General features: G+C 62.4%; 14 protein-coding genes. 6 read left to right on the top strand and 8 right to left on the bottom strand.

Annotation, left to right across the window (positions count from 1 at the left end):
- Nucleotides 1–37 precede the first annotated feature (37 nt).
- Nucleotides 38–721 carry a lipoprotein-releasing ABC transporter ATP-binding protein LolD gene (gene lolD / locus AC1M7R_RS20560; RefSeq protein WP_165887691.1) on the bottom strand — a complete coding sequence of 228 codons (684 nt, stop codon included), beginning with the start codon at nucleotides 719–721 and terminating at the stop codon, nucleotides 38–40.
- A 7-nt stretch (nucleotides 722–728) separates the two neighbouring features.
- The gene (locus AC1M7R_RS20555) at nucleotides 729–1,979 is read right to left on the bottom strand and encodes a lipoprotein-releasing ABC transporter permease subunit (protein ID WP_072388976.1); all 1,251 of its coding nucleotides are present in this window, start codon (nucleotides 1,977–1,979) and stop codon (nucleotides 729–731) included.
- A gap of 94 nt (nucleotides 1,980–2,073) precedes the next feature.
- Between AC1M7R_RS20555 and AC1M7R_RS20550 the strand changes: the two genes are divergently transcribed.
- Nucleotides 2,074–2,670 (top strand): PilZ domain-containing protein, encoded by a 597-nt coding sequence (locus AC1M7R_RS20550; RefSeq protein ID WP_072388978.1) that lies wholly within the window; start codon nucleotides 2,074–2,076, stop codon nucleotides 2,668–2,670.
- Complete coding sequence (locus AC1M7R_RS20545) at nucleotides 2,667–3,389, top strand: glycerophosphodiester phosphodiesterase (protein WP_072388980.1); 723 nt, start codon at nucleotides 2,667–2,669, stop codon at nucleotides 3,387–3,389. The genes AC1M7R_RS20550 and AC1M7R_RS20545 overlap by 4 nt, the downstream gene beginning before the upstream one ends.
- A 42-nt stretch (nucleotides 3,390–3,431) precedes the next feature.
- Here AC1M7R_RS20545 and sthA read toward each other — a convergent pair whose 3' ends face one another.
- Together sthA and AC1M7R_RS20535 are read right to left on the bottom strand one after the other, a co-directional pair.
- Entirely contained in the window at nucleotides 3,432–4,826 is a 1,395-nt protein-coding gene (gene sthA, locus AC1M7R_RS20540; RefSeq protein ID WP_053158653.1) for a Si-specific NAD(P)(+) transhydrogenase, read from the bottom strand.
- 218 nt (nucleotides 4,827–5,044) lie between these two features.
- Nucleotides 5,045–6,043 carry an FAD:protein FMN transferase gene (locus tag AC1M7R_RS20535; RefSeq protein WP_490609861.1) on the bottom strand — a complete coding sequence of 333 codons (999 nt, stop codon included), beginning with the start codon at nucleotides 6,041–6,043 and terminating at the stop codon, nucleotides 5,045–5,047.
- 215 nt (nucleotides 6,044–6,258) lie between these two features.
- Here AC1M7R_RS20535 and AC1M7R_RS20530 point away from each other — a divergent pair, with 215 nt between their 5' ends.
- Nucleotides 6,259–7,560: an MFS transporter gene (locus AC1M7R_RS20530; RefSeq protein WP_072430359.1), complete on the top strand. Its 1,302-nt coding sequence runs from the start codon at nucleotides 6,259–6,261 to the stop codon at nucleotides 7,558–7,560.
- Nucleotides 7,561–7,650: 90 nt separating this feature from the next.
- Here the strand turns inward: AC1M7R_RS20530 and AC1M7R_RS20525 are convergent, their stop codons facing one another.
- Nucleotides 7,651–9,114, bottom strand: coding sequence for a glyceraldehyde-3-phosphate dehydrogenase (locus AC1M7R_RS20525; RefSeq protein ID WP_072388986.1), 1,464 nt, complete (start codon nucleotides 9,112–9,114; stop codon nucleotides 7,651–7,653).
- A 169-nt stretch (nucleotides 9,115–9,283) separates the two neighbouring features.
- On the opposite strand from AC1M7R_RS20525, the gene mfd reads away from it, so the two are divergent.
- Genes mfd through AC1M7R_RS20510 form a run of 3 tightly spaced genes read left to right on the top strand, consistent with a single transcriptional unit; the run spans nucleotide 9,284 to nucleotide 16,015 of the window.
- Complete coding sequence (gene mfd, locus AC1M7R_RS20520) at nucleotides 9,284–12,733, top strand: transcription-repair coupling factor (RefSeq protein ID WP_076407222.1); 3,450 nt, start codon at nucleotides 9,284–9,286, stop codon at nucleotides 12,731–12,733.
- A gap of 10 nt (nucleotides 12,734–12,743) precedes the next feature.
- Nucleotides 12,744–13,310, top strand: coding sequence for a CsiV family protein (locus tag AC1M7R_RS20515; RefSeq protein WP_072388990.1), 567 nt, complete (start codon nucleotides 12,744–12,746; stop codon nucleotides 13,308–13,310).
- 11 nt (nucleotides 13,311–13,321) lie between these two features.
- Nucleotides 13,322–16,015, top strand: coding sequence for a DEAD/DEAH box helicase (locus AC1M7R_RS20510; RefSeq protein ID WP_072430357.1), 2,694 nt, complete (start codon nucleotides 13,322–13,324; stop codon nucleotides 16,013–16,015).
- Nucleotides 16,016–16,077: 62 nt separating this feature from the next.
- On the opposite strand, the gene AC1M7R_RS20505 is transcribed toward AC1M7R_RS20510, so the two are convergent.
- The 3 genes from AC1M7R_RS20505 to AC1M7R_RS20495 all read right to left on the bottom strand — a co-directional run bounded on the left by AC1M7R_RS20505 (nucleotide 16,078) and on the right by AC1M7R_RS20495 (nucleotide 18,722).
- Entirely contained in the window at nucleotides 16,078–16,818 is a 741-nt protein-coding gene (locus AC1M7R_RS20505) for an S-methyl-5'-thioinosine phosphorylase (RefSeq protein ID WP_490609860.1), read from the bottom strand.
- 10 nt (nucleotides 16,819–16,828) lie between these two features.
- The gene (gene nagZ / locus AC1M7R_RS20500; RefSeq protein WP_177305086.1) at nucleotides 16,829–17,827 is read right to left on the bottom strand and encodes a beta-N-acetylhexosaminidase; all 999 of its coding nucleotides are present in this window, start codon (nucleotides 17,825–17,827) and stop codon (nucleotides 16,829–16,831) included.
- Nucleotides 17,828–18,014: 187 nt separating this feature from the next.
- Nucleotides 18,015–18,722 (bottom strand): TetR/AcrR family transcriptional regulator, encoded by a 708-nt coding sequence (locus tag AC1M7R_RS20495; protein ID WP_072388997.1) that lies wholly within the window; start codon nucleotides 18,720–18,722, stop codon nucleotides 18,015–18,017.
- Nucleotides 18,723–18,900: the final 178 nt, after the last annotated feature.

Raw genomic sequence — 18,900 nt, 5'->3', positions numbered from 1 at the left:
GACCCGGCGCATGGATGCTGCGCCGGGTTCCGGTCGGTCAGATAGGGGTCAGGCAACCTTCCTGCAGATGCAGCACGCGGTCCATCTGCCGGGCCAGATTCATGTCGTGGGTAACCACCAGGAACGCGGTGCGCAACGAGGTGCTGAGCTCCAGCATCAGGTCCTGGATGCCTTGGGCGGTGTGGGAATCGAGGTTACCGGTCGGCTCGTCGAGCATCACCAGGCCCGGCTTGTTGACCAACGCCCGGGCAATCGCCACCCGCTGGCGCTCGCCACCGGACAGTTCGGCCGGCTTGTGTTCAAGGCGGTGCCCCAGCCCGACCCGCTCCAGCAACGCCGTGGCCCGCTGGCGAGCTTCGGGAATCGCGGTACGGCCGATCAGCAACGGCATGCAGACGTTTTCCAGTGCGGTGAATTCCGGCAACAGATGGTGGAACTGGTAGACGAAGCCCAGGGAACGGTTGCGCAGCAGGCCGCGGCCCTTCTCGTTCAGCGCCGAGAGTTCCTCGCCCGCCAGCCAGACACTGCCGGCGGTGGGCGTGTCGAGACCGCCCAGCAGATTGAGCAAGGTACTCTTGCCCGACCCGGACGTGCCGACAATCGCCACGCGCTCACCCGGGAACAGCTCCAGTTGCAGGCCCGACAACACCACTACCGACTCCGGGCCCTCCTCGTAGGATTTACCCAGGTTGCGGCAGCTCAAGATCGCTTTTTCACTCATGCCCGACTCACTCATAACGTAACGCCTCCGCAGGCTGGGTGCGTGCGGCACGCCAGGCTGGATACAGGGTGGCGAGGAAACTCAGGATCAACGCGGCGCCGCAGACCATCACCACGTCATCGGACTGCAATTGCGACGGCAGGTAGTCGATGAAGTACACGTCGGCGTTGAGGAACTTGTGGCCGATCAGGCCTTCGAGGGCGGCAATCGCGGCGCTGACGTTCAGCGCGGCGAACATCCCGACCAGGGCGCCGACAATCGTGCCGATCACACCGATGACCGTGCCCTGGACCATGAAGATGCGCATGATCTGCCCCGGCGTGGCACCCAGGGTGCGCAGGATGGCGATGTCGCCCTTCTTGTCGTTCACCACCATCACCAGCGTGGAAATGATGTTGAACGCGGCCACGGCGACGATCAGCAGCAACAACAGGCCGATCATGGCTTTTTCCATGCGGATCGCCTGGTACAGGTTGCCGTGGGTACGGGTCCAGTCGCGGGCGTAATAACGATCTTCGCCAAGCTGCTGGGCGATGTTCCAGGCGACACGGGGCGCCTGGAACAGATCGTCGAACTTCAACCGCAACCCCTGGACCTGATCCGGTTTCCAACGATGCAGGCGCGCCAGGTCCTGGAGGTTGGTGACCCCCAGGTAGCCATCCAGCTCGCCGGCACCGACATGGAAAATGCCGACCACGGTAAAACGCTTCATGCGTGGGAACATGCCGCCGGGGGTCACGGTGACCTCCGGTGCGACGAACGTCAGCTTGTCGCCGATGGCGACGCCGAGCTTGGTCGCGGCCTTGTCGCCGATGACGATGCCGAAGCTGCCCGGCGCCAGGTCGTCCAGCCGGCCCTGCCGCATGAAGTTGTCGATAATCGACACCTGCCGTTCGAGCCCGGGGTCGATGCCGTTGAGCAACACCTTGGACACCTTGCCGTCGTTGGTCAGCAGCCCCTGCATCTGGGTGAAAGGCGCCACGGCCAGCACCTGCGGATTGTGCTTGACCTGGGCGGCCAGGCTCGGCCAGTCGCTGATGGCCTCGCCGGATTCGACGGTGGCATGGGGCACCATGCCCAGTACACGGGTGCGCATTTCATGATCGAAGCCGTTCATCACCGACAGCACGACAATCATCACGACCACGCCAAGGGCCAGGCCGATGATGGACGTCAGGGAAATGAACGATACGAAATGGTTGCGGCGTTTTGCACGGGTATAACGCGTGCCGATAAATACGAAGAGAGGTCTGAACATGTCGGGGCTTGTTCGGAGGGAAAAGGAACGTCCTTGTGGCGGGGGTCACAAACCAGCTTTACACTCAGACCACCGCCGCTACCATGGGTTCGCCATGTCGACATTAGATGAAGAAGATCGCCGCGAATACTACCGTATCGAGGACACGATCGCACTGGAAATTCAGCCCCTGTCGATTCCTGAAGCCGCCAGCCAGGAACTGTTGCAGGATGCTTCTCCATTATTCAATCTGCTCAGCGAACTGCACCTGAGCGAATTCGAGTCACAACACCTGCTGCGCCAGATCAGCGAGCGCGAACGCAGCATCGCGGCGTACCTCAAGGTGATGAACAAACGCATCGACCTGCTCAGCCAGGTGATTGCCCTGACGGTGCTGGGGGAGATCGGCGAGCCACAACCGGTGATCATTTCCGAAGGCGGCATCGACTTCCAATACCCCACGCCCATTGCCGTCGGCGCGCACCTGTCCATCAAACTGGTGCTGATGCCCCAGGCCCTGGGCCTGTTGCTGCGGGCGCGTGTCACCCACTGCGATCCCAAGGGCGATGGCTATGATGTCGGTACCGAGTTCGAACACCCGACCGACGGCCAGCGCCAGTTGCTGGCCCGCTACATCCTGCAGAAACAGGCGCAAGAACGTCGCCTGGCGCGAGAACTGAACGAATCAGGTACCCATAAGGAACAACCGTGACCCTCATCTATGGCCACCGCGGCGCCAAGGGCGAAGCGCCGGAAAACACCCTGACCGGTTTTCAGGAATGTCTCAAGCACGGCGTGCGCCGTTGCGAACTGGACCTGCACCTCTCCATGGACGGCGAGTTGATGGTGATCCATGACCCGACCCTCAAGCGCACCACGGATCGCCGGGGCAAGGTGGTGGAACATACCGCCGCCGAGCTGGTGACCTACGATGCGCGCAAAGGTGGCCCGGGCTGGATCACGCCGTGCCCGATCCCGCGCCTCGAAGAGCTGTTCGAGAAGTGTGATTTCGAGCATTGGCAACTGGAAGTCAAAAGCGCGTCACGCACCCGGGCGGCGGCGACGGTGCTGGGCATTCGCGAAATGGCCCAGCGCTTCGGGCTGCTGGACAAGGTCACCATCACGTCCAGTTCCCGGGAGGTGCTCAAGGCTGCCCTGGAGCTGACCCCGGACATTTCCCGTGGCCTGGTGGCGGAATACGCCTGGCTCGACCCGTTGAAGGTCGCGCAGAGCTATGGCTGTGAGATTCTGGCGCTGAACTGGACCCTGTGCACGCCGGAACGCCTGATCAAGGCGCAGCGTCAGGGCCTGCATGTGTCGGTGTGGACCGTCAACGAGCCCGCGCTCATGCGCAGGCTCGCCGACTTTGGCGCTGACAGCCTGATTACAGACTTTCCCGGTTTGGCCACTGCCACGCTCGAGAATTGCTGAAATCGGTCTCCCCGGCCGGCTCAGGCCACCGGCCGGAGCCGCTCAAAAAAGCCGGTTGAGCCCGTCGTAGGCCGCTACCCGATAGGCTTCGGCCATGGTCGGGTAGTTGAACGTGGTGTTGACGAAGTACTTCAGCGTGTTCAGCTCGCCAGGCTGGTTCATGATCGCCTGGCCGATGTGGACGATCTCCGAGGCCTGGTAGCCGAAGCAGTGCACGCCCAGCACTTCCAGCGTCTCGCGGTGGAACAGGATCTTGAGCATGCCTTGCGGCTCGCCGGCGATCTGTGCCCGCGCCATGCTCTTGAAGAAAGCCTTGCCCACTTCGTACGGCACCTTGGCCTGGGTCAGCTCCTGCTCGTTCTTGCCGATGGAGCTGATCTCCGGAATGGTGTAGATACCGGTCGGAACGTCGTTGACGAAGCGCCAGCTGCCATTGTCGACGATGCTGCCGGCGGCCGAACGACCCTGGTCGTGGGCGGCACTGGCCAGGCTCGGCCAACCGATCACGTCACCGGCGCCATAGATGTTCGGCACGCAGGTGCGATAGTTTTCATCGACTTCGATCTGGCCACGGCTGTTGACCTTCACGCCGATGTTTTCCAGGCCCAGGGCGTCGGTGTTGCCGGTACGGCCATTGCACCATAGCAAGGCGTCAGCCTTGATCTTCTTGCCGGACTTGAGGTGCAGGATCACGCCGTTGTCCACACCCTCGACACGGTCGTACTCTTCGTTGTGGCGCACGGTGATGTTGTTGTTGCTGAAGTGATAGCTCAGGGCCTGGGAGATTTCCGAATCCAGGAAACTCAACAGCTGGCCACGGTTGTCCACCAGTTCCACCAGTACCCCAAGGCCGCTGAAGATCGAGGCATATTCACAACCGATCACGCCGGCGCCATAGACGATCAGCTTACGCGGGGTATGGCCCAGGCTCAGGATGGTGTCGCTGTCGTAGATCCGCGCATGGTTGAAGTCGATATCGGCCGGGCGATACGGGCGCGAACCAGTGGCGATGATGATGTGCTTGGCCACCAGCTTTTCCACGACGCCGTTGCCACAGACCACTTCGACGGTCTGCTCGTCGGCGAAGCTGCCGGTGCCGAAGAACACATCCACGCGATTGCGAGCGTAGTAGCCGGTACGCGAGGCCACTTGCTTGGAAATGACTTTCTCGGCGCTCTTGAGCACGTCCGGGAAGGAAAACCAGCGCGGCTCGCCGATCGCCCGGAACATCGGATTGGTGTTGAATTGCATGATCTGCCGGACCGAGTGACGCAAGGCCTTGGACGGGATGGTGCCCAGGTGGGTGCAGTTGCCGCCGACCTGCCGACGGCTGTCGACCATCGCCACCTTGCGCCCTGCCTTGGCGGCGTTCATTGCCGCGCCTTCCCCCGCCGGGCCGGAACCCAGTACCACCACGTCGTAGTTGTAGACAGCCATGCGTACTCCTCAGAACAGGCCGCGGCGCCGGACTTGGCGACCACGGCTAAATCACGCCGTTTGCGGCATGAAGGAACAATTTGGGGCCGGTTCACGAGCCCGGCCACAGTCTATAGAAGCGTCAACGCCGCGCACATTACCCCTTGGTCGCGTCCTAGGCTAGGGGGCACCCCCTTTTGCCTGCGCCATTTCGCCACACCTACCCTTTCACCAGCCTGTCATCGTTGGGCTTTGCCGGTGCTAAACCGTTCAAATGCATCATTGGTGCGGATGACGAAGCGCCCCTGCTCCCGCACCACGAAAAATACCCCGATACCGTGTTTTTCGGCATAGTCCCAGCCCCTTTCCGGGCCGAGAATCAGCAACAGCGTCGATAGTCCATCGGCCATCAACGCCGAAGGATGAATCACAGTCACTGACGCCAGGTTGTGTCGGACCGGCGAACCGGTGCGTGCGTCGAGCGTGTGGGAATAACGCGTTCCGTCCTGTTCGAAATAATGACGGTAGTCACCGGACGTCGAAACCCCATAACCATCGACCTCGATGACACGCTCGGCCACCTGCCGGTCGTCCCGGGGTTCTTCCAGGGCGACTCGCCAGGGCGCGCCATCGGGCTTGTGTCCGGCAGCCTTGAGCTCTCCCGTGGCTTCCACCAGGTAGCTGTCGATGCCCAGGGCCTGGAGCCTGGCGGCGATCCGGTCCACGGCATGGCCCGCGGCGACGCTGTTGAAATCGACTTCCACCGCGGCGTCCTTGCACAACCGCTCACCGTCGATACGCAGTTGCCCGTAGCCGACACGCTGCCGCGCCTGGGCCAGGGCTTGCGCGGTTGGCACCTTTTCTTCCCGGGACTGGGGGCCGAATCCCCACAGGTTCAACAACGGCTCCACCGTCAGGTCGAAAGCCCCCTCGCTGTCCAGGGACAACCGTTCCCCCACTCGTATCAGTTCCAGGACCGGCCCGGGCATGACCTTGCAACTGTTGGCCGGCAACCCGTTGAAAAGCTCGATCTCGGAATCGCTGCGATAGGTCGAGAACTGCCGGTCCACTTCGGCGAGGATGCTTTCCACCTCGCCCTGCAGCGCTTTCGGGCCAGGGGCGGCGGAATGCCTGACGTATTGGACAGAATAACGACTACCCATGGTGGGCCCGTCGAATCGCTCGAGGGTGTCGCCGTTGCCGCAGCCGGACAAGGCAGCAACCAGGACCACAAGCATCTCCCTGCGTCCAATTAACAAATCTTCATCTCCCCTCAAAACCGCGCCCGCCATTATGGGCGTCAGCGCGTGCATGCGCGAATCTGTGGAAGCGAACCTGGTCGTGATAGTGGAGAGTCAGTCGCATGGGTGCTGATTGATCCGTCGCCACCGCCAGCAGGCTCGCTCCCACAGGTACTGCGATTCCTACAAGATTTGCCAGAGTGAGTACCGACATGTCTTCCAACACGAGCAGCGCCAAGGCGATCTTTCGCGTGGTCAGCGGCAATTTTCTCGAGATGTTCGACTTCATGGTCTACGGCTTCTACGCCACGGCCATCGCCAGGACGTTCTTTCCCACCGACAGTGCCTTCGCTTCGCTGATGCTGTCCCTGGCCACGTTCGGCGCCGGGTTTCTGATGCGTCCGCTGGGGGCGATCTTTCTCGGCGCCTATATTGACCGACACGGTCGCCGCAAGGGACTGATCATCACCCTGGCGATGATGGCCGCGGGCACCTTGCTGATCGCCTGTGTGCCAGGTTACGCCACCCTGGGCGTGATGGCCCCGCTGCTGGTGCTGCTGGGGCGGTTGCTGCAGGGCTTTTCCGCCGGTGTGGAATTGGGCGGTGTGTCGGTGTACCTGGCGGAAATCTCCACGCCGGGACGCAAGGGTTTCTTTGTCAGTTGGCAGTCCGCCAGCCAACAGGCCGCCGTGGTGTTTGCCGGGCTGCTGGGGGTGGCCCTCAATCATTGGCTGAGCCCCCAGGAAATGGGCGAATGGGGTTGGCGCGTACCTTTCCTGGTGGGCTGCATGATCGTGCCGGCCATTTTCGTGATCCGTCGCTCTCTGGAGGAAACCCCTGAGTTCCAAGCAAGAAAACACCGCCCCACCCTGTCGGAAATCATCCGCTCCATCGGTCAGAACTTTGGCATCGTCCTGGCCGGCATGGCGATGGTGGTCATGACCACGGTGTCGTTCTACCTGATCACCGCCTATACCCCGACCTTCGGCAAGGCCGAATTGAACCTGTCGGATCTGGATGCCTTGCTGGTCACGGTATGCATCGGCCTGTCGAACTTCTTCTGGTTACCGGTGATGGGTGCGTTTTCCGACAAGATCGGACGCAAGCCCTTGCTGCTGGGAGCGACAATCCTGGCGATCCTAACGGCATATCCAGCGCTGTCATGGCTGGTGACGAACCCTAGCTTCAGCCATCTGCTGATGGTCGAACTGTGGTTCTCGTTCCTGTACGGATCCTACAACGGCGCCATGGTGGTGGCCTTGACGGAAATCATGCCGGTTGAGGTGCGCACCACCGGCTTTTCCCTGGCCTACAGCCTTGCCACCGCCACCTTCGGCGGCTTTACCCCGGCGGCCTGTACTTATCTGATCCATGAGCTGGGGAACAAGGCGGCTCCCGGCATATGGCTCAGTGGCGCGGCGGTGTTGGGGCTGGTGGCGACCCTGGTGCTGTTCAGGGGCAATCGTCATGAATTGCGCACTGCACAGGCTTCGATGGCGGGCGGCGCCAGATAAGTCCTGGCGCGAGCAGGCCTTGCGCAGGACATAAAGCTCAGACAAAAAAACGCCCCGACAAGTCGGGGCGTTTTCATGGGCGGCCTGGGCTTAGCGCGGGAACGCTGGCGGGTTTACACCGGCCATGTCTTCCATTACGCGAACCACCTGGCAGCTGTAACCGAACTCGTTGTCGTACCACACATACAGGACAACGCGGTTGTCGTTGCAGATGGTGGCTTCGGCATCGACTACGCCGGCGTGGCGCGAGCCTACGAAGTCGGTGGAGACCACTTCCTGCGAATTGACGAAATCGATCTGCTTGTGCAGTTCCGAATGCAGCGCCACATAGCGCAGGTACTCGTTCATCTCTTCGCGGCTGGTGGCTTTCTCCAGGTTCAGGTTGAGAATAGCCATGGACACGTTTGGCGTCGGCACACGGATCGCGTTGCCGGTCAGCTTGCCGGCCAGCTCAGGCAGGGCCTTGGCAGCGGCGGTGGCGGCACCGGTTTCGGTGATGACCATGTTCAACGCGGCGCTGCGGCCACGGCGATCGCCCTTGTGGAAGTTGTCGATCAGGTTCTGGTCGTTGGTATACGAGTGCACGGTTTCAACGTGACCGTTGACGATGCCGAACTTGTCGTTGACCGCCTTGAGCACCGGCACAATGGCGTTGGTGGTGCAGGACGCGGCGGAGACGATCTTGTCCTCGGCCGTGATATCGCCATGGTTGATACCGTGAACGATGTTCTTCAGCTTGCCCTTGCCAGGCGCGGTCAGCACGACCCGGTCGATGCCCGGGCAGGCCAGATGCTGGCCCAGGCCATCGGCATCACGCCATACGCCGGTGTTGTCCACCAGCAGGGCGTCCTTGATGCCGTACTGGGTGTAGTCCACCTCGGTGGGGTTCTTCGCGTAGATCACCTGGATCAGGTTACCGTTGGCGCAGATGGTGTTGTTTTCTTCATCGATGATGATGGTGCCGTTGAACGAACCGTGGACCGAATCGCGGCGCAGCAGGCTGGCACGCTTGGTCAGGTCGTTCTCGGCGCCCTTGCGCACCACGATGGCCCGCAGGCGCAGGCCGTCGCCGCCACCGGTCTTCTCGATCAGGATGCGCGCCAGCAGACGGCCGATACGACCGAAGCCGTACAGCACCACGTCGGTACCTTTACGGGCCGAAGCGTTCTGTTGACCCACCACATCGGCCAGCTCTTCGCGAACGAACTGCTCGGCGCTGCGGCCATTGCCCTGGGCCTTGAACTTGACGGCCAGCTTGCCCAGGTCCACCGAGGCGGCGCCGAGCTTGAGCTCGCTCATGGCCTTGAGCAGAGGGAAAGTTTCGTGGACGGACAATTCGCTGTCGTCAGACTGACGGTGGCGAGCAAAGCGGTGAGCCTTGAGAATCGCGATGACAGACTGGTTGATCAGGCTGCGGCCATAGATCGAGCTCACCACGTTGTTATTGCGGTAGAGCTGACCGATGAGAGGGATCATCGCTTCGGCGAGTGCTTCACGATCGATCCATTCACCAAGACACTGGTCGGGCTTCTGAGTCACGGGAACCTTCCACATGTAGGGGCTGAAAAAAGGGGCTACATTATGCCGCCGAGTCCACGGCTGAGCAATGCGCGCCTGTCGCGCCGTGGTTTTCCCCTTCGCCAGGGTAGTCTACGACTGACAGCCCCCCCTTTACCCCGCTACAATTGTCGACTTTGTCGCAACGCTTGGAGCTCAACCTTCCGTGCCCGTTCTGCGTCTCCCGCATCTCCCTGCCTGTGCAGGTAAACAGCACTGGGGCAACCTGCCCGGTGCCGCCCTGAGCCTGGCCATCGCCGAGGCCGCCAGCGCTGCAAAGCGCTTCACCCTGCTGCTGACCGCCGACAGCCAGAGCGCCGAGCGGTTGGAACAGGAGCTGAGTTTCTTCGCCCCGGATTTGCCAGTGCTGCATTTCCCGGATTGGGAAACCCTGCCCTACGACCTGTTTTCCCCGCACCAAGACATCATTTCCCAGCGAATCGCCAGCCTCTACCGGTTGCCCGAGCTCAGTCATGGCGTTTTGGTAGTGCCGATCACCACGGCCCTACATCGCCTGGCACCGACCCAGTTCCTGCTCGGTAGCAGCCTGGTGCTGGACATCGGCCAGAAACTCGACGTCGAGCAGATGCGCAGCCGCCTGGAAGCCAGCGGCTATCGTTGCGTCGATACCGTCTACGAGCACGGCGAGTTCGCCGTACGCGGGGCATTGATCGATCTGTTCCCGATGGGCAGCAAGCTGCCTTATCGCATCGACCTGTTCGATGACGAAATCGAGACACTGCGCACCTTCGACCCGGAAAACCAGCGATCCATCGACAAGGTCCAGTCGGTCCGCCTGCTGCCCGCCAAGGAGTTCCCGCTGCAGAAGGAAGCCGTGACCCGTTTCAAGGCACGCTTTCGCGAACGCTTCGATGTGGATTTCCGCCGCTGCCCGATCTTCCAGGACCTGAGCAGCGGGATCACCCCGGCCGGGATCGAGTACTACCTGCCATTGTTCTTCGAAGACACGTCCACGCTGTTCGACTATCTGCCACAGGACACCCAGGTGTTTTCCCTGCCCGGCATCGAACAGGCGGCGGAAAACTTCTGGAACGACGTGCGCAACCGTTATGAAGAGCGCCGCGTCGACCCGGCCCGCCCGCTATTGCCGCCGGCCGAGCTGTTCCTGCCGGTGGAAGACTGCTTTGCCCGCCTCAAGAGCTGGCCCCGCGTGGTGGCCAGCCAGCAGGACGTGGAGCCCGGTGTCGGCCGCGAACGTTTCCCCGCCAAGCCCCTGCCCGACCTGGCCATCGAAGCCAAGGCCACCCAACCGTTGTGGGCCCTGGCGGGCTTTCTCGACGAATTTCCCGGCCGCGTCCTGTTCACCGCCGAGTCCGCCGGACGGCGAGAAGTCCTGCTGGAACTGCTCGAGCGCCTGAAGCTGCGACCCAAGACCGTGGACAGCTGGCCGGACTTCGTCGCCGGCACAGATCGACTGGCGATCACCATCGCGCCGCTGGACGAAGGGCTGGTGCTCGACGATCCGGCCCTTGCACTGGTCGCCGAAAGCCCGTTGTTCGGCCAGCGCGTGATGCAGCGCAGGCGCCGCGAGAAACGGGCCGACGCCAGCAACGAAGCCGTCATCAAGAACCTCACCGAGCTGCGCGAGGGCGCCCCGGTGGTGCACATCGACCACGGTGTGGGCCGATACCTGGGCCTGGCCACCCTGGAAGTCGATAACCAGACGGCCGAATTCCTCACCCTGGAATACGCCGAGGGTGCCAAGCTCTACGTGCCGGTGGCGAACCTGCACCTGATCGCACGCTATACCGGCAGCGACGATGCCCTGGCCCCGTTGCACCGCCTGGGCTCGGAAACCTGGCAGAAGGCCAAGCGCAAGGCCGCCGAACAGGTGCGCGACGTCGCCGCCGAGCTGCTGGATATCTACGCCCGCCGGGCCGCGCGGGAAGGTTTCGCGTTCACCGACCCGAAAGTCGATTACGAGACCTTCAGCGCCGGCTTCCCGTTCGAAGAGACCGTCGACCAGCAGACCACCATCGAAGCCGTGCGCGCCGACATGCTCGCGCCCAAGCCGATGGACCGGCTGGTGTGCGGCGATGTCGGCTTCGGCAAGACCGAAGTGGCGATGCGCGCCGCGTTCATTGCCGTGCACAGCGGCAAGCAGGTGGCGATCCTGGTGCCGACCACCCTGCTCGCCCAGCAGCACTACAACAGTTTCCGCGACCGCTTCGCCGACTGGCCGGTGACAGTGGAAGTGATGAGCCGCTTCAAATCCGCCAAGGAAGTGAACGCTGCGGTTAAGGATCTGGCCGAGGGCAAGATCGACATCGTCATCGGCACGCATAAATTGCTGCAGGACGATGTGAAGATCAAAAACCTCGGACTGGTGATCATCGACGAAGAGCACCGCTTCGGTGTGCGCCAGAAAGAACAGCTCAAGGCCCTGCGCAGCGAAGTCGACATCCTGACCCTCACCGCCACGCCGATCCCGCGCACGCTGAACATGGCGGTGTCGGGCATGCGCGACCTGTCGATCATCGCCACGCCGCCGGCCCGTCGCCTGTCGGTGCGCACGTTCGTCATGGAACAGAACAAGAGCACGGTCAAGGAAGCCCTGCTGCGGGAGTTGCTGCGTGGCGGCCAGGTCTATTACCTGCACAACGACGTCAAGACCATCGAGAAATGCGCCGCCGACCTGGCCGAGCTGGTACCGGAAGCCCGGATCGGCATCGGCCATGGGCAGATGCGCGAACGTGAACTCGAGCAGGTGATGAGCGATTTCTACCACAAGCGCTTCAACGTGCTGATCGCCTCGACCATCATCGAAACCGGCATCGACGTGCCCAGCGCCAACACCATCATCATCGAGCGCGCCGACAAGTTCGGCCTGGCCCAGTTGCACCAGTTGCGCGGTCGGGTCGGGCGCAGCCATCACCAGGCCTATGCCTACCTGCTGACACCGCCACGCCAGCAGATCACCCCGGATGCTGAGAAACGCCTGGAGGCCATCGCCAACACCCAGGACCTCGGCGCGGGCTTCGTACTGGCGACCAACGACCTGGAAATCCGCGGCGCCGGTGAGCTGCTGGGCGATGGCCAGAGTGGCCAGATCCAGGCCGTCGGCTTCACCCTGTACATGGAAATGCTCGAACGGGCCGTCAAGTCGATCCGCAAGGGCGAACAGCCGAACCTCGACCAGCCCCTGGGTGGCGGGCCGGAAATCAACCTCCGGGTACCGGCGCTGATTCCCGAGGACTATCTGCCGGACGTGCATGCGCGGCTGATTCTCTACAAACGCATCGCCTCGGCCAGCGATGAAGAAGGCCTCAAGGACCTGCAAGTGGAGATGATCGACCGCTTCGGCCTGCTGCCGGAGCCGACCAAGAACCTGGTACGTACCACGCTACTCAAGCTCAAGGCCGAGCAATTGGGCATCAAGAAAGTCGACGGCGGGCCCAACGGCGGCCGTATCGAGTTCGAGGCCCAGACCCCGGTCGATCCGCTGGTGCTGATCAAGCTGATCCAGGGCCAGCCCAAACGCTACAAGTTCGAGGGTGCCACGATGTTCAAGTTCATGGTGCCCATGGAACGCCCGGAAGAGCGTTTCAATACCGTAGAAGCGCTGTTCGAGCGCCTCACCCCGACCACTGCTTGAAGGACGCCCCATGCGCCTGTTTCGCTCACTGACCTTGTTGATGACCCTGGTCGCTCCCCTGGCGTTCGCCGACGACCTGTATCAGGTTGAAATGATCCTGGTACGCCAGAATGCCGAGCCGGCAATCATCAGTCGCGCCGCACCGGAGGACTGGGATGCCGGCGCGCAACGCCTGGCCGCGGACAGCCAGCGCGCGCCAGCCATGGGCAACATCGTGGAGAAACTCAACGCAAGCGGCCAGTACACGGTGCTGATGCACAAAGCCTGGCAACAGACCCTGGGCGAACAGGGCAGCAAGGTCGCCATCAGCGACGGCACCGAACAGTTCGGTCAATTCCCTATCGAAGGCACCCTGGAACTGAAACTGGGACGCTTCACCGACGTGGATGCCGACTTCTGGGTCAACCAGATCGATGGCAATGGCCTGGTCACCGCCAGCGAACGCCTGAAACAGAAAAGCCACACCAAGAATGGCCAGCTCAATTACCTGGACAACGGTCATCTTGCCTTGCTGATCAAGATCACCTCCATGACCACGCCCGCCCCACGGCAGGCGCCTGACGTCATTCCCGACTGACCGGCGCGCCTATGCCCTCGCCCCTGAGCAAACCCCTGGCACCTTCCTGGGTCAATCGATTCAAGGAGCAGAGCCTGGAACGCGGGCGCCGCTACGCGCAGGAAAACCGCATCAGGATCGTCGAGGCCGGTGAAAGCACCATTACCGCCAGTTGCGAAGGCTCTGGCGGCAACGTTTACCGTCAGACCATTCGCCTGAAAGAGTCAGCCAAAGGGACACTGCTGTTGCTTGAAGCGGCGTGCTCCTGCCCGGTACGCATCAACTGCAAGCACTGTGCGGCGGTGCTGCTGCAAGTCCAGGAAACCCTGGCCTACCCGGCCGCCGAAAAAGACGCGCAACTGCTGGAAAAACTTCAGGCGGTGCTGGACAACCGCAGCCCCAAGGCCCCGCCGCAAGTGCTTGTGGACAACGTCCAGCCAGTGCCGCGCCTCTGGCTGGCCAGCATCGAGTTCAGTGCCTTCGAGCCGCGCAATGGCAAGATGCAACGCTATATCCAGCATCGTGCCGCCCTGTCGTTCAGCTACCTGGACGAGTACGTCAGCGGCCAGCGCAATACCGACGTACTGATTCGCCAGGAAACCCAAACGCTGCGGATCAAACGCCAGACCGATGTGGAACAGTCCTATCGCGAACAGCTAAGGATCCTCGGCTTCAAGGTGGCGACCCGACAAAGCAAGGCCCTGCCGGAAAGCGCCGGTGAACTGTACGAAATGGTCAACGACAGCGCCTGGCTGACATTCACGCTCAATGACCTGCCGAAACTGCGTAGCCAGGGCTGGGAATTGCAGATCGACGAGGATTTCGGCTTCGACCTCACCGCCGTGGATGACTGGTACGCCACCGTCGAGCAAACGCCGGAGCGGGACTGGTTCGACCTGGAGCTGGGGATCATCGTCAATGGCGAGCGGCTGAGCCTGCTGCCGATCCTGCTGAACCTGATGCGCTCGCACATCGAGCTGTTCAACCCGGAACGCCTGGCGAGACGGCGCGACGACGAACTGATTCTGGTCAACCTGCCGAACCGCCCGAATTCGCAGTTTGGCCCGCAACAAGTGGCCCTGCCCTATGGCCGACTGAAACCGGTACTGGCGACCCTGGGCGAGTTTTACCTGCAGGAACCGGGCACTACCAAGCTACGCCTGAACAACGCGGACGCCTTGCGCCTCAACCCGTTGCAGGACATGCCCTTGCGTTGGGAAGGCGGCGAGCATATCCGCAGCCTTGCCCAGCGCCTTCGAGACATCAAGGACTACACGGCCACCGCGCCAGAGGGACTGAACGCGACATTGCGGCCTTATCAGCTCGAAGGCTTGAGCTGGATGCAATCGCTGCGGCAGCTGGAAGTCGGCGGCATCCTCGCGGACGACATGGGCCTGGGCAAGACCCTACAGACCCTGGCGCATATTCTCAGCGAAAAAAATGCCGGCCGCCTGGACCGGCCCTGCATGGTGGTAATGCCCACCAGCCTGATTCCCAACTGGCTCGACGAAGCAGCCCACTTCACACCGCAACTGAAGGTGCTGGCCCTGTATGGCGCCGGACGCAAGAAGCACTTCGATCGGCTGGCCGATTACGACCTGGTACTGACCACCTACGCGCTGCTACCCAAGGATGTCGAGCGCCTGGCGGCGCAATCGCTGCATGTACTGATCCTCGACGAAGCCCAGTACATCAAGAACCCCACCAGCAAAGCCGCCCAGGCCGCCCGAGAACTCAATGCCCGGCAGCGCCTGTGCCTGTCCGGCACGCCCCTGGAGAATCACTTGGGCGAGCTGTGGTCTCTGTTTCATTTCCTTCTGCCGGGGTGGCTGGGCGACGTCAAGAGCTTCAACCGCGATTACCGCGTGCCGATTGAAAAACGCGGCAGCGACGCGAGGCTCAAGCACCTCAATGGTCGGGTGAAACCCTTCCTGCTGCGCAGGACCAAAGAACAAGTGGCGACGGAACTGCCGCCCAAGACCGAGATCGTCCATTGGGTTGAACTCAGCGATGCCCAGCGGGACGTCTACGAAACCATGCGCCTGGCCATGGACAAGAAAGTCCGCGACGAGATCACCCGAAAAGGCGTGGCTCGCAGCCAGATCATCATCCTCGAGGCGTTGCTCAAGCTGCGCCAGGTGTGTTGCGATTTGCGCCTGATCAACGACGCCAACCTGCCCAGCAAGGGCAGCACCTCGGGCAAACTCGACAGCCTGATGGAAATGCTCGAAGAGTTGTTCGAAGAAGGCCGCCGGGTGCTGCTGTTTTCCCAGTTCACCTCGATGCTGGCGCTGATCGAGAGCGAGCTGAAAAAACGCGGGATCGATTACGCCATCCTGACCGGCCAGACCCGGGATCGGCGCACGCCCGTCAAGGAGTTCCAGAGCGGTAAGCGCCAGATCTTCCTGATCAGCCTGAAGGCTGGAGGCGTGGGCCTGAACCTGACCGAGGCCGATACCGTGATCCATTACGATCCGTGGTGGAACCCCGCCACAGAAAACCAGGCAACTGATCGCGCCTACCGCATCGGCCAGGAAAAACCGGTGTTCGTCTACAAGCTGATTGCCCGAGGCACAGTGGAAGAAAAGATACAGCTGCTGCAAAAAGAAAAATCCGACCTCGCTGCGGGCGTGCTGGACGGCCGCGTGGCAGGAGACTGGCAATTGCAGAGCGACGATATCGAGGCGCTGTTTGCCCCGCTGCCGGATAAGCTGGAAAAGCGCTGACGTCGGCGAAGCCCCTGTCCACGCCCTTCCCCAGTGAGAGCGCACAGACCCGCAATAGCCGGCTATCCCGCCGCCAGCACCCGGGCCAGCACTGACTTCACTGTTCCCATCCCGTCACGCAACGCCTGCTCGATTTCTGCCATGCTGATGACCGTCGCGGATTTCCCGGCGGCCGGGTTCACCACCAGGGCCAGGCAGGCGTAGTCCAGTTCCAGCTCACGGGCCAGTGCCGCTTCCGGCATGCCGGTCATGCCGACGATGTCGCAACCATCGCGCTCCAGCCGTACGATCTCGGCGGCCGTCTCCAGGCGCGGCCCCTGGGTACAGCCATGGACGCCTCGATCGCTGTAGTCGCAGCCCTCGGCGGCCAGGGCAGCGATCAGCCGCTGGCGCAGCAGCTCGCTGTAGGGATAGCTGAAGTCGATATGGGTGAACGCTTCCAGGTCATCGGCGAAATAGGTGTGCTGACGACCGCTGGTGTAATCAATCAACTGATGGGGCACGCAAAGATGTCCGGTCCCCATGGCCGCATGAATCCCACCCACGGCGTTGACGGCCAGGATCGCCTCTGCACCGGCCTGCTTCAGGGCCCAGAGATTGGCGCGATAGTTCACCTGATGGGGCGGGAAGCGATGAGGATGACCATGACGAGCCAGGAACAGGACTTCACGCCCGGCGAATTCGCCAATGTGCACCTGGGAGGACGGTGCGCCATAGGGTGTCTCCACCGTCAGGGACTGGCGAATGGCCAGGCCCTCCAGTTGGGCCAGGCCGGTACCGCCGATGATTGCGTGAACGGCCATCGATGATGTCCTAGTCGATCAGTTGGGCAGCCTTCAAGGCGCCGATCGCCGTCAGCCAGCGTGGATCCTGGCGATACTCGGTGGTGGCGAACGCCTGGCCACGCATGCGGTCGATCCGTGCCGACGGCTTGACCTTCAACCGCTGTGCAGCACTCAAGGCCAGCTCAGCGGCTGCGCGGTCGTTGCACACCAAGCCCATGTCGCATCCGGCCGATAGCGCGGCCTCGATGCGACTGGCAGCATCGCCAACCACGTGGGCGCCAGCCATCGACAGGTCATCACTGAAGATCACGCCGTCGAACTGCAGCTCGCCTCGCAGGATGTCCTGCAGCCAGCGTCGGGAAAAGCCTGCCGGGTTGGCATCGACCTGGGGATAGATGACATGGGCGGGCATCACTGCGGCCAACTGCTTGCTCAATCTGGCGAAGGGCACCAGGTCATTGGCGCGGATCTGCTCCAGGCTGCGCTCATCATTGGGGATGGCCACGTGAGAGTCGGCCTCGGCCCAGCCATGACCGGGAAAATGCTTGCCGGTGGCCGCCATGCCGGCGGCCTTCATGCCACGAATGAACGCACCTGCCAGCGATGCCACGCGCTCGGGATCACCTTCGAAAGAACGACTACCAACCACGGCGCTGCGCTGGTAATCGAGATCCAGCACCGGCGCGAAGCTCAGGTCGAGACCGACAGCCAGCACCTCGGTGGCCATGATCCAGCCGCACTGCTCGGCCAGGTATTCGGCATTCGGATTGTCGGCAATGGCCCGCATGGCCGGCAAACGGACGAACCCCTGACGCAGGCGCTGAACGCGCCCCCCCTCCTGGTCCACCGCCAGCAGAAGGTCTGGACGAATGGCCCGTATCGACGCGCTCAACTCGCGAACCTGCCGTGGATGCTCGATATTTCGAGCGAAAATGATCAGGCCGCCCACTTCCGGCTGACGCAACAGGTGGCGGTCCTCGGCCGTCAGCCAGGTACCGGCGACGTCCACCATCAACGAGCCTTGCAGGCCAGCAGTCATAATAGTTCCTTGATAATGATGAATCCGCACGGCGGCTGCGCGACCGCACCCTCAGGCGCCTGGCCCGGCAGAACGCGGTCACGCAATGGGAGATGGGGCGGATTCGAAACGAGAGTGTGCATGGGCGGCTAGCTTAGCGGATGTAGGCCGCCGCGCCCACCCATGCACCGGGCACTCAGGCCTTGGCGAGCGCCGGTGTCGATTTGCTGCGCGGACGCAATTGCGCGGCCGCCATGGCGTCGTCGGTGACGCCGCTCTCGGCGCGCATGCCGGCCGCCAGGAACGGCACCATCAGGCGCATCACCTGCTCGATGGACGTGTTCACGCCGAAATCGGTTTCGGCGATGGCCCTCAAGGCCTTGATACCGGACATGCTGAACGCAGCGGCACCGAGCATGAAATGCACGCGCCAGAACAGCTCGATGGGCGGGATACGGGGTGCGGCTTCGTTGACCAGAAGCATGTAGCGGCGGAACACCTTGCCGTACATGTCTTCGAGGTAACGCCGCAGGTGCCCCTGGCTCTGGCTGAAGGCCAGGCCCAGGAGGCGCATGAAAATGGACAGGTCGTTGCCACTGCGTGGTTGCACGGCAAGCGCCTGCTCGACCAGCATCTCCAGCAGTTCTTCGAGGGTGGGCTTGACGTCGGGCTTGGCCTGGCGGCGTTCCAGCTCGCGGTCGAGGCTGAGGCAGAAAGGCCCGAGGAAGCGCGAGAAGACCGCCTGGATCAGCGCCTTCTTCGAGCCGAAATGATAGTTCACCGCCGCCAGGTTCACCCCGGCCTTGCTGGTAATCAGACGCAACGAGGTTTCGGCAAAACCTTTTTCCGCGAACAACTGCTCGGCAGCATCGAGAATGCGTTCAACGGTTTCCGACTGGGCCATGGCTACTCCGCCTGACAAACACTTGTTTGAAACATACGTTTCAGCCCCCGCGTTGTCAAGCCTGGCGGGACGTTTTGCGAACGGGCGGTCAGCTATTTAACCATACCTTTGACAGGCTGTAGCCATGGCGCATCCAGCAGCTCCTTCTACCGTCCGGCGGCCCGAGAAAAAAGGAGGA

This window comes from Pseudomonas sp. MS01C9 (assembly GCF_058202755.1).
Note: the sequence above shows the minus strand (reverse complement) of the source record. Positions and strands in the feature narration are given on the sequence as shown.

What these genes read in the sequence shown, in the direction of transcription:
- lolD (WP_165887691.1), bottom strand. Translation starts at nt 721, where the DNA reads ATGAGTGAAAAAGCGATCTTGAGCTGCCGCAACCTGGGTAAATCCTAC.
- AC1M7R_RS20555 (WP_072388976.1), bottom strand. Translation starts at nt 1,979, where the DNA reads ATGTTCAGACCTCTCTTCGTATTTATCGGCACGCGTTATACCCGTGCA.
- AC1M7R_RS20550 (WP_072388978.1), top strand. Translation starts at nt 2,074, where the DNA reads ATGTCGACATTAGATGAAGAAGATCGCCGCGAATACTACCGTATCGAG.
- sthA (WP_053158653.1), bottom strand. Translation starts at nt 4,826, where the DNA reads ATGGCTGTCTACAACTACGACGTGGTGGTACTGGGTTCCGGCCCGGCG.
- AC1M7R_RS20535 (WP_490609861.1), bottom strand. Translation starts at nt 6,043, where the DNA reads ATGCTTGTGGTCCTGGTTGCTGCCTTGTCCGGCTGCGGCAACGGCGAC.
- AC1M7R_RS20530 (WP_072430359.1), top strand. Translation starts at nt 6,259, where the DNA reads ATGTCTTCCAACACGAGCAGCGCCAAGGCGATCTTTCGCGTGGTCAGC.
- AC1M7R_RS20525 (WP_072388986.1), bottom strand. Translation starts at nt 9,114, where the DNA reads ATGTGGAAGGTTCCCGTGACTCAGAAGCCCGACCAGTGTCTTGGTGAA.
- AC1M7R_RS20515 (WP_072388990.1), top strand. Translation starts at nt 12,744, where the DNA reads ATGCGCCTGTTTCGCTCACTGACCTTGTTGATGACCCTGGTCGCTCCC.
- AC1M7R_RS20510 (WP_072430357.1), top strand. Translation starts at nt 13,322, where the DNA reads ATGCCCTCGCCCCTGAGCAAACCCCTGGCACCTTCCTGGGTCAATCGA.
- AC1M7R_RS20505 (WP_490609860.1), bottom strand. Translation starts at nt 16,818, where the DNA reads ATGGCCGTTCACGCAATCATCGGCGGTACCGGCCTGGCCCAACTGGAG.
- AC1M7R_RS20495 (WP_072388997.1), bottom strand. Translation starts at nt 18,722, where the DNA reads ATGGCCCAGTCGGAAACCGTTGAACGCATTCTCGATGCTGCCGAGCAG.